This window comes from Stakelama sediminis (assembly GCF_014199335.1).
Lineage (GTDB): Bacteria > Pseudomonadota > Alphaproteobacteria > Sphingomonadales > Sphingomonadaceae > Sphingomonas > Sphingomonas sediminis.
Genome location: NZ_JACIJI010000001.1, coordinates 1,122,272 through 1,137,696, shown reverse-complemented (window position 1 = coordinate 1,137,696; position 15,425 = coordinate 1,122,272). Strand labels below are relative to the sequence as shown.

Here is a 15,425-nt window from a genome sequence, read left to right as displayed (position 1 = left end):
TGGAACCTGAATGGAGAGTGCCGAGGAGGAGTTTCTGGGCGGATGGAGCGGTGGTGATCGTTCCATGCGCGACCGGATTCGTGACTATGACGAAACCGGCGCACTATCCCCGCGCTGCGTAGAAATCCACGACCTGATCGCGGAAGACGCAATATCCGTCGGCGAAGCGTTCTGGCAGCATTATCTGTCGCTGGACGCGGTTGCGCATGTGCGCCCGCATCTGACCGGTGACCGCTTGCGGCGGCGTGTCGAGGCAACGGCTTCCTATATCCTGTTGCGATTCAGAGAGTCGACCGGCGAGGATTGGTTGCGCGCTGCGCAGCAATATGCCCAGCAAGCGAATCGTTCGGCCATTCCCTTGCCGGCGCTGTTCAGCAGCATGGCGCTGGTCAACAGCCAGGTCATTGCCATTTTGATGCGGCGGCTGGAGCCGGGGAGCGCCCATCTTGCCGTGCTGTGCGATGCCGTACAGCGGCTGGGAATGCTGGAGGCGGAGGTCATGGCGACCAGTCTCGGTGCGCAGGATGCGGAGCGCAGCCGCAAGATACGCCGGGTCGGTGCACGGCATTTTCGCGCCAATATCGCTGAAGTGATCGAGGGAACGTCGGTACTCGGCAACCGGATGCGTGATCAGGCGGTGACGGTGTCGCAGGCCGCGCACGGCACGCTGGGCAGGACCAATGAGGTCGCAATGGCGGCGGAACAATCGGCCGCGGCGATGCGCTCGGCGGCGGAAACGGCGGCCGGGCTGATCCGGGCGATCGAAGATGCGCGCAGCGAAGTGGAAGTGTCGGCCGCGATCGCCGATCGGACATCCGATCAGGCGGGACAGGCTGTCCGGGTTTCGCAAACCCTGTCCGAACATGCCGAATCGATCGAATCGATCCTGAAACTGATCCGTGACATTGCCGGACAGACCAATTTGCTGGCGCTCAATGCGACCATCGAGGCGGCACGCGCGGGCGATGCCGGGCGCGGCTTTGCCGTGGTGGCGCAGGAAGTAAAGAATCTCGCCAGTCAGACCGCGCGTGCAACCGACGATATCGCCGCACAGATCGCGTCGATTCAGGACGCAGCGAGAAGCACCGTCATCAGCAACGGGTCGGTTCGCGAATCGGTCGGCGAAGTACGTGAATCGGCACAGCGTATTCGTGCCGCCATGCAGGAACAGGCCGGCACGGTGACGGCCATCACCGCTGCGGTCGATGAAACCGCGCTCGCGGCAAAAACAATGTCGGAGACGATTGCCGCTATCCGGTCCGACACCGAAGGCATGGCCGGCGAAATCGACAGACTGGGCATGGAGTCGAAGGATATCGATGCCAAGCTTATCAAGCTGAAGGCGGCGGCCGACGATTTCGCCTCGCGCGTGGCAGGCTGATCATTGCGCCCTTTGCCTGATCGCGTCCGGCGGGGTAGGGCAGGTGCATGAGCAATACCCATATTTTGCTGACCGGTGCCAGCCGAGGCATTGGCGCGGCGATTGCCGATGCACTCGACAGGCCAGACGTGCGTTTGGTGCGTCATGCCACCGCCAGCCATACCGCCGCCGACTTCACCGATCCTGCAGCCCCCAAAAGCCTGTGGCAGCGCGCGCTTGACGCACTCGATGGCCGGATCGACGTGCTGATCAACAATGCCGGAATTTTCGAGGCTTCCGCGCTCGATCAGCCGCATGAGGACTGGGTGGCTGACTGGCAGCGCACGATGCAGGTCAATCTGACCGCGTCTGCCGAATTGTGCCGCCTCGCGGTACGCCACTGGCAGGAAAACGGGCGCGAAGGGCGGATCGTCAATGTCGCCAGCCGCGCCGCCTATCGCGGCGACAGCCCGAAACACTGGCATTATGCGGCGGCCAAGGCCGGTATGGTAGCGATGACCAAGACGATCGCGCGCGGCTATGGCGGCGAAGGCATCCTTGCCTTCGCCATCTGCCCCGGCTTCACCATGACCGGGATGGCAGAGGACTATCTCGCCAGCCGCGGGGGACCGCAACTGCTTGCCGACATCCCACTGGGTCGGGTCGCCACGCCGGAGGAAATCGCGACCATCGCGCGGTTTTGCGCACTCGAAGCGCCGGGTTCGATGACCGGTGCGGTGATCGACGCCAACGGCGCCAGCTTCGTGCGATAGGGAGGCGGACCGTGGCCGATAGCTGGAAACTGACGCTGCCGTGTACGCGTGCGGAGGCGGAGGCGCTTGCATTCGACCCGCCGGGACTTGCCGCGCTGGAGCCGCCGCCGGTGCTGATGACCAGCGAGCGCGTGGAGGATGATCCTGGCGCCTGGCAGCTTGAGGCTTTTTTCGATGCCGAGCCCGATGCTGCGACGGTCGCCGCGATCAGGGCGCTGGTGCCCAGTGCGGCGCAATCGGATGCGCGGCCCGAACGGATCGCCGAACAGGACTGGGTAACGCTCAGCCAGGCCGGGATCGAGCCGGTGCATGCCGGACGCTTTTATGTGCATACCAGCACCAACAAAGGTGTGGCGCCGGAGGGCGCAAAATCCTTCCTCATCGAGGCGGGGCTTGCCTTCGGCACCGGATCGCATGACACGACCGGCGGCTGCCTGAAGACGCTCGACGCGTTGAAGCGCAGCGGGCATCGGTTCCATAATATCATGGATGTGGGCACTGGCACCGGGCTGCTTGCCTTTGCCGCCATGCATTTATGGCCCGCTGCGTCCGCCACCGCGTCGGATATCGATCCGATGTCGATTACGGTGACGCGTGAGAATGCGGTCGCGAACGGGGTGCCGATGGGCAGCGCGCCGGGGCGGTTGACGCTGGCGGTCGCAGCAGGGCTGGATCATCCCATGCTGATCCGGCGCGCGCCTTATGACCTGCTGATTGCCAATATCCTCGCCGGGCCGCTGATCGAACTGGCGCCGAGCCTGTGTGCAGCGCTGGCGGAAGGCGGGACGCTGATCCTTGCCGGACTGCTCGACCGGCAGGCCGCAACCGTGGCCCGCGCCTATCGCCGTCAGGGGCTGCGGCTGGCCGGATGGATTGACGGCGAGTGGCCCACGCTGCGTTTCGTCAAGCGGGCCCGCCATGGCACGCCGCGCGTCACGCGCTCCGGCCCGGACGGCAGCGGCATCGCGCCGGGTTTCGGTAGCTGGTAGTTACTGGCTGCGGGTCGTACTCATCGAATAGGGTCGTGACGCGGGCGAGGTCGCCCATGTCTTGTTCGGCTGCGCCTGCATGACGAAGTGCAGCGTGCCGCCGTCCATGATCTCCCGATGCGTGATATAGCTGCGGTTGAGCGGCTTTCCGTTCAGCGTCACGCTGCCGACATAGGGGTGCGCGCCGTCCATATGATCGGCGATCACGGTGAAGGTCTTGCCATTGGGCAGGTGCATCGCCGCGCGGTTCACGAAGGGCCGTCCGATGACATATTGCAGGCTGCCCGGTGTCACCGGATAGAAGCCGAGCGAGGTGAAGATCAGCCAGGCCGACATCTGGCCCAGATCGTCATTGCCGGAAAGGCCGTCGGGCGTCGGCTTGTACTGCGTATCGACGATTTGTTTCAGACGACCCTGCGTCTTCCACGGTGCGCCGGCATAGTCATAGAGATAGGCGACATGGTGGCTGGGTTCGTTGCCGTGGATATATTGCCCGATCAGCCCGGCAATGTCCTCGGCATGGCTGTAATCGAGCTTTGAATTGTCATAGTCGAACATCTGGTCGAGCTTGGCGACAACCGCCTTGTCGCCGCCCATCGCCTTGAACAGCGCCGTCTGATCCTGCGGCACGAACCAGCTATATTGCCAGGCATTGCCCTCGGTATAATCCGAGCCATAGTTGATCGCGGTCGGATCGAACGGGGTGCGGAACTGTCCGTCGGATTTCTTCGCACGGACGAAGCCGGTCTTGGGATCGAAGGTGTTTCGCCAATAGCCCGCGCGCTTGTAGAATCGCTGGGCGATGTCCTGCCGCCCCATCGCCTGCGCCATGCGCGCGATCGTCCAGTCGTCATAGGCATATTCGACCGTCTTGGAGGCCGCTTCCGGTTCCTTGTCGATCGGCACATAGCCCATCTTCATATAGTCTTTCAGGTCGCCATAGGGACCATAGGTGGCGCTGGCGACCATCGCTCTCAGCGCCTCGTCGGCGTCGAACCCTTTGATCCCCTTCAGATAGGCATCGGCGATGATCGGCACGGCATGATAGCCGATCATCGTCCACGTCTCGCGCCCCTGAAACTGCCAGACGGGCAGGATGCCGAACGGGCTGTCCTGCTGGCTGACGAGCAGCGAGCGGATGATGTCGGCGTTGACGTCTTCGGGCTGGATCAGCGTCAAGAGCGGCTGTTCGGCGCGAAACGTATCCCATAACGAGAAGGTCGAGCGGAAGGTGTAGCCCTTGGTCCGATGCACCTGATTGTCGGGCCCGCGATAACGCCCGTCGGCATCGCCCGCGACCGAGGGTGCGATCAGCGCATGATAGAGCGCGGTATAGAGGTTGGTGCGTGTCGCCTGTGGCGCGTCGATGTCGATCACGCCAAGCGCCTTTTGCCATTGTGCCTTCGTTTTTGCGCGGATCGTATCGAAATCGCCGGGTTCGCTGGCAAGGTTGTTGAGCGCGCCGGCCTCATCGACCGAGGAGATCGCGACCTTTACTTCCAACGGTTTGGCAAGCTTGCCAAAGTCGAGGCGTGCAACGAGAGCGCGGCCCTGCCTGTATGCAACCGTATCGGTGCCGCGGCCCGGCCCCTGAAAGCCCTTATAGGCGATGTTTTTCTCGGTATCGACAAAGGCATGGCCGGTCAGCGGCTGCGAAAACCGCATGGCGAAGCACAGGATGCGGTCGGGTGCCCAGCCGCGTGTCTGGCGACAACCGGTCAGCGTGTGATCGTCGCGCATCCGTACGGTCGACCAGAGTACCTTACCCGGATAATTGTACATCGACGTGCGCAGGTCGAAGACGAGATGCGCCGCCTTGTCGGCGGGGAAGGTATAGCGATGCACGCCGACACGCGTTCCCGCCGTCATTTCGGCGCGCACATCGTAGTCCGACAGCGTGACGGCGTAATAGCCGGGCGTCGCGACCTCCGTCGAATGGCTGAAGCGCGAGCGATATCCCGAGCCGGGATCGTCGCTGCTGCCGGGTTCCAGTTGCACATCGTCGCCGCTGACCGGCATCACCAGAAAATCGCCAAGATCGGAATGGCCCGCACCCGAAAAATGGGTGTGGCTGAACCCTTGAATCGTTGGATCGGTGTAGCGATAGCCCGCCGCATGGCCATAGCATTTGCGGATCTGGCAGGTCGTATCGGTATCGGGGGAGAGCTGTACCATGCCGAACGGCGCGACCGCACCGGGGAAGGTGTGGCCTTCACCACCGGTTCCGATCATCGGATCGGCCGTGTCATAGGGCGTGGCCTGCCGCGGTTGCGCGATGGCAACGGGAGTCGTGACGAGGCCGATCAGGGCGTTTGACGCGATAATGGTGCGGAGAAGCTGGCGCATAATCCTATCAAAGCAAATTGATTATATAAATGAAAGCGCAATTCTGTCTTGGCAGGGCAGGGCGCGTCGCATGCGTCGGGCGTTGGAACCTTTGTCCTTCAGAGAGGGGAAATGTGCTCATCTGATCGCGGCCGGAGCATTGACAGCCTTAAATTGATCCGCTTTATGAAAGTTGAGTTATTAAATCTCTTGCCTTGATGATGTTTTAACCGGAAACGCGGGCTGACGGGGATTGGTTGCGGTATCAAAGTCGGAGATCGGCCTATATGACGTTCAAGCTTCCCGGCTATGATACCATACAACCGGCCTTAAACGGCAGGGACGCCAGAGACGCTCGACTGACGCTGAGTCTGTCCGGTACCAACCTTGAACGTGCTGGCGATTACAACCAGCGGATCGTGTTGCAGGCAATTCGTCTTGCCGAAGAAACGACGCGCAGCGAACTGGCGCGGGTGACGGGTCTGACGTCGCCGACTATCGCCAATATTACCAAACGCCTGATGGACCTCGGCCTGATCAAACCTGCGGGGCGGTTGCAGGGCAGGCGGGGTCAGCCGGCGATGCGGATCGTCATCAATCCCGATGGTGCGTTTTCGATCGGGCTGAATATCGACCGCGACCATATCACGCTTATCGCGCTCGACCTCGCCGGAAAAATCCGCAGCCGCCAGTCCTGTGAGATCGCCTTTGCCCTTCCCGGTACGGTTGCAGAATATATTCGCAAGGTATTGCCGCAATTGCTTGAGGAAGGGGGACTCGACCGAAGCCGTATTCTCGGTGTCGGGGTCGCGCTTCCCGACGATCTGGGGCAAATTTCTTTGCCGCATCGACCGCAGGAATATGATGCCTGGAACGGGATCGATCTGAGGGAATTGCTGCATGAGGTTATGCCCTGGCCGCTCTATGCCGATAATGATGCGGCGTCGGCTGCTTTGGGCGAGGCCAATCTGGGCAATGGGATTGAATTGCCCAGCTTTTTCTATTTGCTGATCAGTGCAGGTCTGGGCGGGGGGCTGGTCATCGACCGAACCTATGTGCGTGGCGCGGATTCGCGTTCGGGTGAAATCTGGGCAATGCCGGACCCTGCACGCGGCGCAGGGGCGAATGTGCAGGATACCGTGTCGCTTTCGGCAATTTACGCGCGGCTGGAAGCAGCGGGCCATGCGGTTGAGCGGCCCAGTGCCCTGCTGAACGACAGTTCGCCGGAGAAGATGGCAATCATCGAAGAATGGCTGGATGATGCGGCAGCGGCGCTCGTGCAGCCGCTGATTGCCGTGAATTGTCTGATCAACCCTTCGGCGATCGTGATCGGCGGCCGGTTGCCGGGCAGGCTGGCCGATGCACTGGTCGAGCGGCTGAACGACAGGATGGCGACGTTCAGTCTGCCCGCGATCGCACCGGTCCGGCGCGGCGAAACGGCGGATGATGCGTCGGCTATCGGCGCTGCGATCATCCCGTTTCTGGACACGGTTCTGCCGTCGGAATCGATCCTGATGCAGGCGGGGCGTTAACTGCAGCAGGACGAAAACAGCTATGCCGTCATCCGCTCTGCCATGAGATCCAGATCGACGCCGCGCGTTTCGGGGAAAAAGGTGGCAACGACCAGCAGTTGTACGACCATGGCGGCTGCGAAAATGGCAAAGGGGGCACCCGGCGACCACGCCACCAGCACCGGGAAGACTCCTGCGATCAGCGCATTCATCAGCCAGTGCGTACCGGCGCCCAGCGCACTGCCGCGTGCGCGGATCGGGGTAGGAAATATTTCCGAGATATAGACCCAGATCACAGCGCCCTGACTGGTCGCGAAAAAAGCGATGAAACCGATCAATGCCGGCAGCATCACGGCGTTTGCGATGGCACCGAACAGCACGGCCGCAGCAGCACCAAGGCAAAGGACCATCCCCGTGGCCCCGATCAGCAACAGGGTCTTGCGTCCCAGCCGGTCGATCAGTGCCATGCCGACAAGCGTGAAGACCAGATTGGCGATGCCGATCAGGATCGCCTGACGGTCCGGCGAAAGCGAGCCGGCGCGCGCGAAGATGTCGTTGAGATAGTAGAGAACGGCGTTGATGCCCGCGAGCTGATTGAACATCGCCACCGATATGGCGAGCAGAATCGGTTTGCGATGACGATGCCAGGACAGTTTCTCATCGGCGGGATCGCGTTGCAGCGCCTGTTCGATGCGGTGGAGTTCCGCCGCTGCCGCTTCAGGCGTCAACCCGATCCGGGCAAGGGCATCATCGGCTTCGTCGCGCCGCCCCCTGGTCATTAGCCAGCGCGGGCTGTCGGGAATGGCGAACAACAGGATGAAAAAGATTAGCGCGGGTGCGGCGGTGACGCCCAGTTTCCATCGCCACGCCGTGGCGTCGCCGATCAGCCCGGCGATGGCGGCATTGCTGAGATATGCAACCAGAATGCCGATCACGATCATCAACTGGAACAGGCCGACCAGCAGCCCGCGATGCCGCGCCGGTGCGATTTCAGCGATATAGACCGGTGCCAGCACTGAAGAGCCACCGATCGCAAGGCCGCAGATAAAACGGAACACCAGAAATGCCGACCAGTTCGATACCAGCGCGCAACCCAGCCCTGCGACGAAATAAAAGGCGGCGAGGACGCGCAGGCTGTTGCGACTGCCAAAGGAGTCGCCGGGCTTTCCTGCCGATAGTGCGCCGATCAATGTTCCCCAGAGCGCTGCCGAAACCGTGACACCCAGCGTTTCGGGAGTGAGGGCGAACAAGCGAGTCAGATCGCCGGTAACGCCTGCGATAACGGCGGTGTCGAATCCGAACAGCAAGCCGGCAAGCGCCGCCGTTCCGATGGCAGCGGCCAGTATCGTGCCATTGTTCCGCGTGCTTTGTCCCTTTCGGGCGGAATCCCTCTCCTGATCCGTTGCCCCGCGCATGTTTCTCTCCGGCAGATCGCTTTGCGATATGTTTTTCTATGGGTTGCAAATGCCAGACATGCGACAAAAGAACAAATAAATTAAATTTCGTTATTATCTTGACGTTTTTGCGACCGGGCGGCAGGCTTCGGGTTGATAGAATGCGCTGCACCGGAACCGGTGACGGTGCCTCGATATGAACCGCGCGGAAACAACCGGCGGACGAACCGGGAGGAAAACTTGCCTGCAACGCGTCTGGCGACCCATCGTGTCGAAAAGCCCTGGGGGCGTCATCAGCTATGGGGTGCGTTCGCCGAGGCCCCTGCTGACGGTGCGCCGATTGGCGAGATATGGTTTCAGGCCCCCGGCGATGCAGCGCCCGATCTGCTCATCAAATATCTCTTCACCAGCGAGCGGTTGTCGGTGCAGGTGCACCCCGACGATGCACAGGCGCGCGCGCGCGGCCTCCCGCGGGGTAAGGATGAATGCTGGCTGATCCTCGATGCGGACGCGGATTCGACGATTGCGCTGGGAACGAAACAATCGGTCGACAGGGAAACGCTGCGATCGGCGGCGCTGGACGGCAGTATCGAAGATCTGCTCGACTGGAAGCCGGTCCGGGCAGGCGATTTTTTCTATTCAGCGTCCGGTACCGTCCATGCGATCGGCAAGGGCATTACCCTGATCGAGGTGCAGCAGAATTCGGAAACCACCTATCGGCTCTACGATTACGGGCGACCGCGCGAGCTGCATCTCGACGACGGGATAGCGGTGGCCGACGCCCGGCCCTACACCCCGCAAGCAGCGCCGGGACGGATAGCACAGGGGCGCAGCATCCTTGTCGAGGGACCGAAATTCGTGCTCGAAAGGCTGGGTTCGGGCAGCCGCACGCTGACGCATCCGGAGGGGGCCAGCGGCTGGCTGATCCCGATTGCTGGAAAAGGGCAGGCGGATGACCTGAACTTTCACGCAGGCCAATGCCTTTTGCTCGAGGGACGGGTGCAACTGGAAGGAGAGGCGGGCTGCGACCTGTTGCTCGCCTATCCCGGAACCCGACGTAACAACACAATCTGAGTCAATGGAGACGCCTGCGCATCGGGCGTCGGCGCTTGTCGCAGCGAGGACAGGAAGAGAAAGACAATGCAGGATAATCGGACCGGCACCGGCTGGACATTCGCCTATGTCACCATGCTGTTCTTTATCTGGGGAGCGGTGACGGCGGTCAACGACATCCTGATTCCGGCGGTGAAGGCGATCTTTTCGCTGACCGATACCGAGAGTTTCCTGACGCAATTCGCGTTCTTCATGGCGTATGGCATCGTGTCGCTGCCCGCGGCGGCGATCATGGGGCGGCTGGGTGCAGCCAATTCCATCATCGCGGCGCTGGCGACGATGATTCTCGGCTGTCTGCTGATGCCGCTGGCGACCTTCGTCCGTGCCTATCCGCTGGTGCTGGTCGGCCTGTTCGTCATCGCATCGGGAATTACTCTGCTGCAGGTGGCCGCAAACCCGCTCTCTGCATCGCTGGGAAAACCCGAACGGTCGCATTTCCGTCTCGTGCTGAGCCAGGCGTTCAATTCGCTGGGTACCGTGGTCGCCCCGATCCTTGCTGCCCAGACGCTGCTGCAGGGCGGCTTGTTCGACGGCGGGCCGGTAACGGAGGCGAAGATCGCCTATTCGCTGGGACGGATCGACATTGCCTATATCTTCATTGCGGTGGTTATCGGCATCCTGGCGCTGTTTCTCTACCGCGTTCGCCATCGCATTACCGCAGCCGCCCCGTCTGTCGAAGCCGGTACGTCGATCGCCAGCGCCTTTTCCTCGCCATGGGCACTGGCGGGTGCGCTGTCGATCTTCGTCTATGTCGGTGCGGAAGTGACAATCGGCAGCACGATGGTGAACTTTCTGGAACAGCCCGACGTCCTTGCGGTCACCGCGGTCAAGGCGGGCAGTCTCGTCAGCCTGTACTGGCTGGGCGCGATGATCGGCCGGTTCGTGGGATCGGGATTGCTGTACAAACTGCCTGCAGGGCCGCTGCTGACCGGTGCGGCAAGCGTGGCGGCGCTGCTGTGCCTGACGATCAGCCAGATCACCGGACCGGCGGCAGGAATATTGGCGATTTCGGTCGGCCTGTTTAATTCGATCATGTTCCCGGTGATCTTCTCGCTGACGATCGAACGGTCGAGTGCTTCCTCATCGGCCACATCAGGATTGTTGTGCATGGCGATTGTCGGTGGCGCGCTGGTACCCCTTATTTTCGCGCAGGTGGCCGATGCCAGCGGCAGCCGCTTCACCGCCTTTTTCGTACCCATGATCTGCTACGGCATTATTGGATTGTTCGGCTGGCGTGCCGCGCGTTCCCCCGTAACGCAGAGTGACTTGGCGGAAGTATCCCCGCACTGAAGCCGCATTCAGTGCCGCTGCCCGGGCGAATGCAGAGATAATATGCCCGGATAAATTTGACAAACAAATTGGTTTATTTAACGATGCTGCCATAAAAAACAGGGAGGGGCTAATGATGCAGGGCATTTTCACCGCCAAAACAGCACGCCGCATGCCGGGTCCGGTTAGGGCATGCACCCGGTTCTTACCGCCCTTTTTCCTGCTTTCGCTGGGACTGGCACTGGCGTCTGCCTCAGCGCAGGACGGCGGGCGAGGCAATGCCGCCGTCTCTCCTGTTGACCTGGCCAATCCGCTGGTCGGCACCGCGCCGCTGGACAAGCAATCGGTGATCGGCAACGCCCCGCCGCCCGGTGAGCCGGTATATACCGGACAGACCTCGCCGGGCGCGCGCCTGCCGCATTCCTCGGTCGAGGCAGCGCCGATCAACAACAATATCGCGCTATCTTATCCGAACGGCGTGCCGACGCCCTATTATTACACCAATCCGACGATGCTGGGCTTTTCCGGTGGCGGTGGCGCCACCTATGGCGGCAATGCCGAGCCGATTATCCAGCCGGTTGTCGGCGACTGGTCGGCGCCGCCCGCCTATCGCGAATCCTGGTACGACAAGTCGCGTGAAAAGGCGTCGCCGGGCTATTATTCGGTCTATCTCAACACGTTCAAAACAAAGGTCGAGCTGACGGCGACGCAATGGGCGAGCCTGATGCGCTTCACCTTTCCGGCAAGTCCGCGTTCCAACGTGCTGGTCAATTTCCCCGCGCATGGCGGCATGGTCGAGGTGGTGGGGGACCGCACCATCCGCGGCCGCTCCGCCGACAGCGGGGCGATTGACGGTTCCTATTTCGTCGCCGAATTTTCGAAACCGTTCGACAAGGTGGGTACGTTCCGCAAAGCACCGGGAAACGATGCCGGCTGGGGCATCGGCAGTAAGGATGTGGAACCCGGCCAGCGCACCATGTCGGGCAGTTATGCCGGTGCCTATGTGACCTTTCGCACGACCGATGGCGAACAGGTGCTGATGAAGATCGCGCACGGCACCAGCTATGCGCAGGCCGAGGCGCGGTTGAAGGGTGAACTGGCAGGCTGGAATTTCGACCGCGTCCACGCCGCCGCGCGCGACCAATGGGCGAAGCTGCTGGACCGGGTGCAGGTGACCGGTGGTACACCGAAACAACGGATGCTGTTTTATTCGACCCTGTTGCAGTCCTTTTCCTCACCCCGGCTGATCGCGGCGAAGGGAGAGAAATTCACCGACAGCAACGGCAAGGTGCAGACCGCGACGCATGACCGCTACAGCCCGGTGCCGTTCTGGGATACCGGGCGTAACCAGATTGTGCTGCTGGAGCTGCTTCAGCCGGAATTGATGCGCAACGTCATGGCGTCCGAGTTCGATATGGCGCGCGAAAAGGGGTTCATGAACACGTCGTTCCACGGTGACAATGCCGTGTTCATGTATCTGGGCGCGTGGGAACGCGGCATCCCCTTCGACTATAAGGCGGTGTACGAGTATCTGCGCAAGAACGCGACCGATCCCGCGGGTCCGCGCCATTATCTCGCCGAATATCAGAAACAGGGCTGGATTTCGGATGTCATTCCCAACGGCAATCCCAGCCCGCCTTATGCAGGCGGCAAGGCAGGCGCGGCGACCACGCTGGAATATGCCTGGGACGATCATGCGATGGCACAATATGCCAGGCGGCTCGGGAAGATGGACGATTATGCCATGTTCCTGAAACGAGCGCATAATTATCGCAATGTATTCGACACATCGATCGGGTTCGTGCGCGGGCGTACCGCCGACGGGAAATGGATTTCGCCGTTCGATCCGCAGGAGCCCTATTATAATTTCATGATGAAGGAGGCGTCGGGCTGGTCGACGCTGTGGCTGGTTCCGCATGACGTGCAGGGGTTGATGAACCTGCTGGGCGGGCGGGCGAAATTCGACGCGAAGCTCGATCAGTTCTTCACCACGCCTTATACCGCGAAGGGGATTTGCCGCGATTGTACCGGGCTGATCGGGCAATATGTGCAGGGCAACCAGCCCGACCAACAGGTGGCCTATTATTATGACTGGGGCGGCGAGCCGTGGAAAACCCAGCAGCTGACACGCCGGATTCTGGCGGAAACCTATGGCAGCGACGCATCGGGCTATGCCTATCCCGGCATGGACGATCAGGGGGCGACTTCCTCCTGGTATGTTTTCAGCGCAATGGGCTTTTATCCCGTCGACCCGTCCAGCCCCGATTATATCATCGGCAGCCCGGTCTTTGACGACGTGAAGATGCAACTGGGTAACGGCCGGACGCTGGAAGTGGAGGCGAAGAACAATTCGCCGACGAACCCGTACATCCAGTCGGCCACGCTGAACGGCCGGCCCTGGAACAAGCCGTGGTTCAGCCATGACGATATCAGAAACGGCGGAAAGTTCGTCTTTGTCATGGGGCCAAAACCGAACAAGGCATGGGGGGCGAAACCCGCGGATGCGCCCCCGTCCATGTCGCGACCGCATTGAATCGAGCACCCAGCCGTGTGTCCTCCCCCAGTATGCACGGCAACTCGAGTCCCGGACGACTTGTCCAGACGGCGTCCGGGACTCCTTTTCTCAACACGGGCCGGGAAGCGAGCCGTATCATGCGCACCATAAAGATCGTGATGACATGCATTGCTGTGGGAATGGCCCTGACGCAGTCGGCTGCACACCCGGTTGCAAAGCCCGCCTCCGACCATGCCTATACCAGCACGTTGATGACGCGCTGGGGCAGGAAGGTGACGCCGCAAAATGCATGGCGCAGCTATCCGCGCCCCCAGATGCAGCGTGCACGGTGGATGAACCTCAACGGGTTGTGGGACTATGCCATCCGGCCAAAGGCGATTGCCGATCCGAAACGGATGGACGGCAAGATCCTTGTGCCCTTTCCTGTCGAATCGAAATTATCGCGCGTGGCGCGCAAGGTGACGCCGAATGACCGGATCTGGTATCGCCGCAGCTTCACGATCCCGGCCGACTGGCACGACCAGCATGTGATGCTGAACTTCGGTGCGGTGGATTATCAGGCTACGGTACTCGTCAACGGCGCGGTCGTGGGTGCGCACAAGGGCGGGTACGACACGTTCAGCTTCGACATTACCGACTATCTGAAACCGGGGGCGAACCGGCTGACTGTCGAGGTGACCGATCCGACCAGTGCGGGGAATCAGCCGCGCGGCAAGCAGATCCTCGATCCCGATGGCATCTGGTACACAGCGGTCAGCGGCATCTGGCAGACCGTATGGCTGGAGCCGGTATCGCCGCTCCACATCGCTGATATCCGCGCCACGTCCGATATCGACCGGGGCGTGGTTGACGTCGATGTCGCGACCAATCGCGGCACCGACGGGACGGCTGCCGTCCGCCTGACCGCCAGTGCGGGCGGCAAGGTCATTGCGCAGACGATCGTGCGCGCGAACCGGCATGCGACGCTCAACATCCCCGATGCGCATCTCTGGTCGCCGGAAGATCCGTATCTCTATGACCTGAAAGCCGAACTGGTGCGGGTGAAAAATCCCTATAGAGGCGCAAAAGATCCCAGGCATGCCGCCTATGACGCCCGGTTCACGGCGGCTGAGCAGCGGGCTTATGCCGATGCGGCAGTCACGGAAACACCGATGGACACCGTCGACGGCTATTTCGCCATGCGCAAGATTTCGATCGGACCGGGCGGACTGCATGGCCAGCCGGTGATGCTGCTCAATAACAAACCCTATTTCGAAAACGGGACGCTGGATCAGGGCTGGTGGCCCGATGGCCTCTACACGCCGCCGTCGGAAGCGGCGATGAAAAGCGACCTCGTCTTCCTGAAAAAGGCCGGGTTCAATATGGTGCGCAAGCATATCAAGGTGGAACCGGCGCGCTATTATTACGATGCCGATCACCTCGGTATGCTGATCTGGCAGGACATGCCGTCTGCGGGCAGTGACCGGGAGGACCAGTTCGTTACCGGCAGCAGCAAGGTGCAGGCGGTGTTTTCGTCCGACGACATGGACGAGCAGCAGAATGAGCTGGCGCATATGATTGGCGATCTGCGCGCTTTTCCTTCCATCGTCTTGTGGGTGATCAACAATGAAGGCTGGGGACAATATAATTCGGCCATGCTGGCGCGCTATGTGAAGGGTATGGACCCCAGCCGACTGGTCGATGCGGATACCGGCTGGCTGGATGTCGCGCCGGGAGTTTCCGACGTGTTCGATATCCATACCTATGAAGATGTCCCGCACACCCCCGCATTTCACGCAAGGCGGGCGATCGCGCTCGGCGAATATGGCGGTATCGGCTACCCGATCCGCGGGCATCTGTGGCGCGAAAACCAGACCTGGAGCTATCAGGTCGCCGGGACGCCGCAGGATTATCTCGACCGGTTCCGCCGCAAGATGCAGCAGGTAATCAAAGAAGCGAAAGAGGACGGACTCAGCGCTTCCGTCTACACGCAGACGAGTGACGTCGAAGGCGAGATCAATGGTCTCCTGACCTATGACCGGGCGCAGTCGAAGGCGCCACCTGAGGCGCTGGCCAGAATTGCGGCGCCGTTATGGGACGATGATTCGCATCCCTGATTCGTTCTGCACCCGGCAATGTAGCGGGTGAAGCCGGAAGCGGGCGCATCGTACCACTGCAACGCCGTCGAATTTCTGAT

Annotated in this window: 10 protein-coding genes; 8 read left to right on the top strand and 2 right to left on the bottom strand. The window is 61.5% G+C overall.

Annotation, left to right across the window (positions count from 1 at the left end):
* The first annotated feature begins 10 nt into the window (after nt 1-10).
* Genes FHR23_RS05790 through FHR23_RS05780 form a run of 3 tightly spaced genes read left to right on the top strand, consistent with a single transcriptional unit; the run spans nt 11 to nt 3,122 of the window.
* The gene (locus tag FHR23_RS05790; protein ID WP_246359689.1) at nt 11-1,381 is read left to right on the top strand and encodes a methyl-accepting chemotaxis protein; all 1,371 of its coding nucleotides are present in this window, start codon (nt 11-13) and stop codon (nt 1,379-1,381) included.
* 47 nt (nt 1,382-1,428) lie between these two features.
* Entirely contained in the window at nt 1,429-2,133 is a 705-nt protein-coding gene (locus FHR23_RS05785) for an SDR family NAD(P)-dependent oxidoreductase (RefSeq protein WP_184001916.1), read from the top strand.
* A gap of 11 nt (nt 2,134-2,144) precedes the next feature.
* The gene (locus FHR23_RS05780) at nt 2,145-3,122 is read left to right on the top strand and encodes a 50S ribosomal protein L11 methyltransferase (protein ID WP_343043015.1); all 978 of its coding nucleotides are present in this window, start codon (nt 2,145-2,147) and stop codon (nt 3,120-3,122) included.
* Here the strand turns inward: FHR23_RS05780 and FHR23_RS05775 are convergent, their stop codons facing one another.
* Nucleotides 3,123-5,468: a GH92 family glycosyl hydrolase gene (locus tag FHR23_RS05775; protein WP_184001915.1), complete on the bottom strand. Its 2,346-nt coding sequence runs from the start codon at nt 5,466-5,468 to the stop codon at nt 3,123-3,125.
* Nucleotides 5,469-5,734: 266 nt separating this feature from the next.
* Between FHR23_RS05775 and FHR23_RS05770 the strand changes: the two genes are divergently transcribed.
* The gene (locus FHR23_RS05770) at nt 5,735-6,979 is read left to right on the top strand and encodes an ROK family transcriptional regulator (RefSeq protein WP_184001914.1); all 1,245 of its coding nucleotides are present in this window, start codon (nt 5,735-5,737) and stop codon (nt 6,977-6,979) included.
* Between the two features lie 20 nt (nt 6,980-6,999).
* On the opposite strand, the gene FHR23_RS05765 is transcribed toward FHR23_RS05770, so the two are convergent.
* The gene (locus FHR23_RS05765; protein WP_184001913.1) at nt 7,000-8,373 is read right to left on the bottom strand and encodes a sugar porter family MFS transporter; all 1,374 of its coding nucleotides are present in this window, start codon (nt 8,371-8,373) and stop codon (nt 7,000-7,002) included.
* A gap of 219 nt (nt 8,374-8,592) precedes the next feature.
* On the opposite strand from FHR23_RS05765, the gene FHR23_RS05760 reads away from it, so the two are divergent.
* From FHR23_RS05760 to FHR23_RS05745, 4 genes are all read left to right on the top strand, one after another.
* Entirely contained in the window at nt 8,593-9,426 is an 834-nt protein-coding gene (locus FHR23_RS05760) for a class I mannose-6-phosphate isomerase (RefSeq protein ID WP_184001912.1), read from the top strand.
* A gap of 66 nt (nt 9,427-9,492) precedes the next feature.
* On the top strand, nt 9,493-10,755 hold the full coding sequence (locus FHR23_RS05755) for a sugar MFS transporter (protein ID WP_184001911.1): 1,263 nt from the start codon (nt 9,493-9,495) through the stop codon (nt 10,753-10,755).
* Between the two features lie 112 nt (nt 10,756-10,867).
* Complete coding sequence (locus tag FHR23_RS05750) at nt 10,868-13,267, top strand: GH92 family glycosyl hydrolase (protein WP_246359688.1); 2,400 nt, start codon at nt 10,868-10,870, stop codon at nt 13,265-13,267.
* Between the two features lie 119 nt (nt 13,268-13,386).
* On the top strand, nt 13,387-15,345 hold the full coding sequence (locus FHR23_RS05745; RefSeq protein WP_221227350.1) for a glycoside hydrolase family 2 protein: 1,959 nt from the start codon (nt 13,387-13,389) through the stop codon (nt 15,343-15,345).
* The last annotated feature ends 80 nt before the right edge of the window (nt 15,346-15,425 follow it).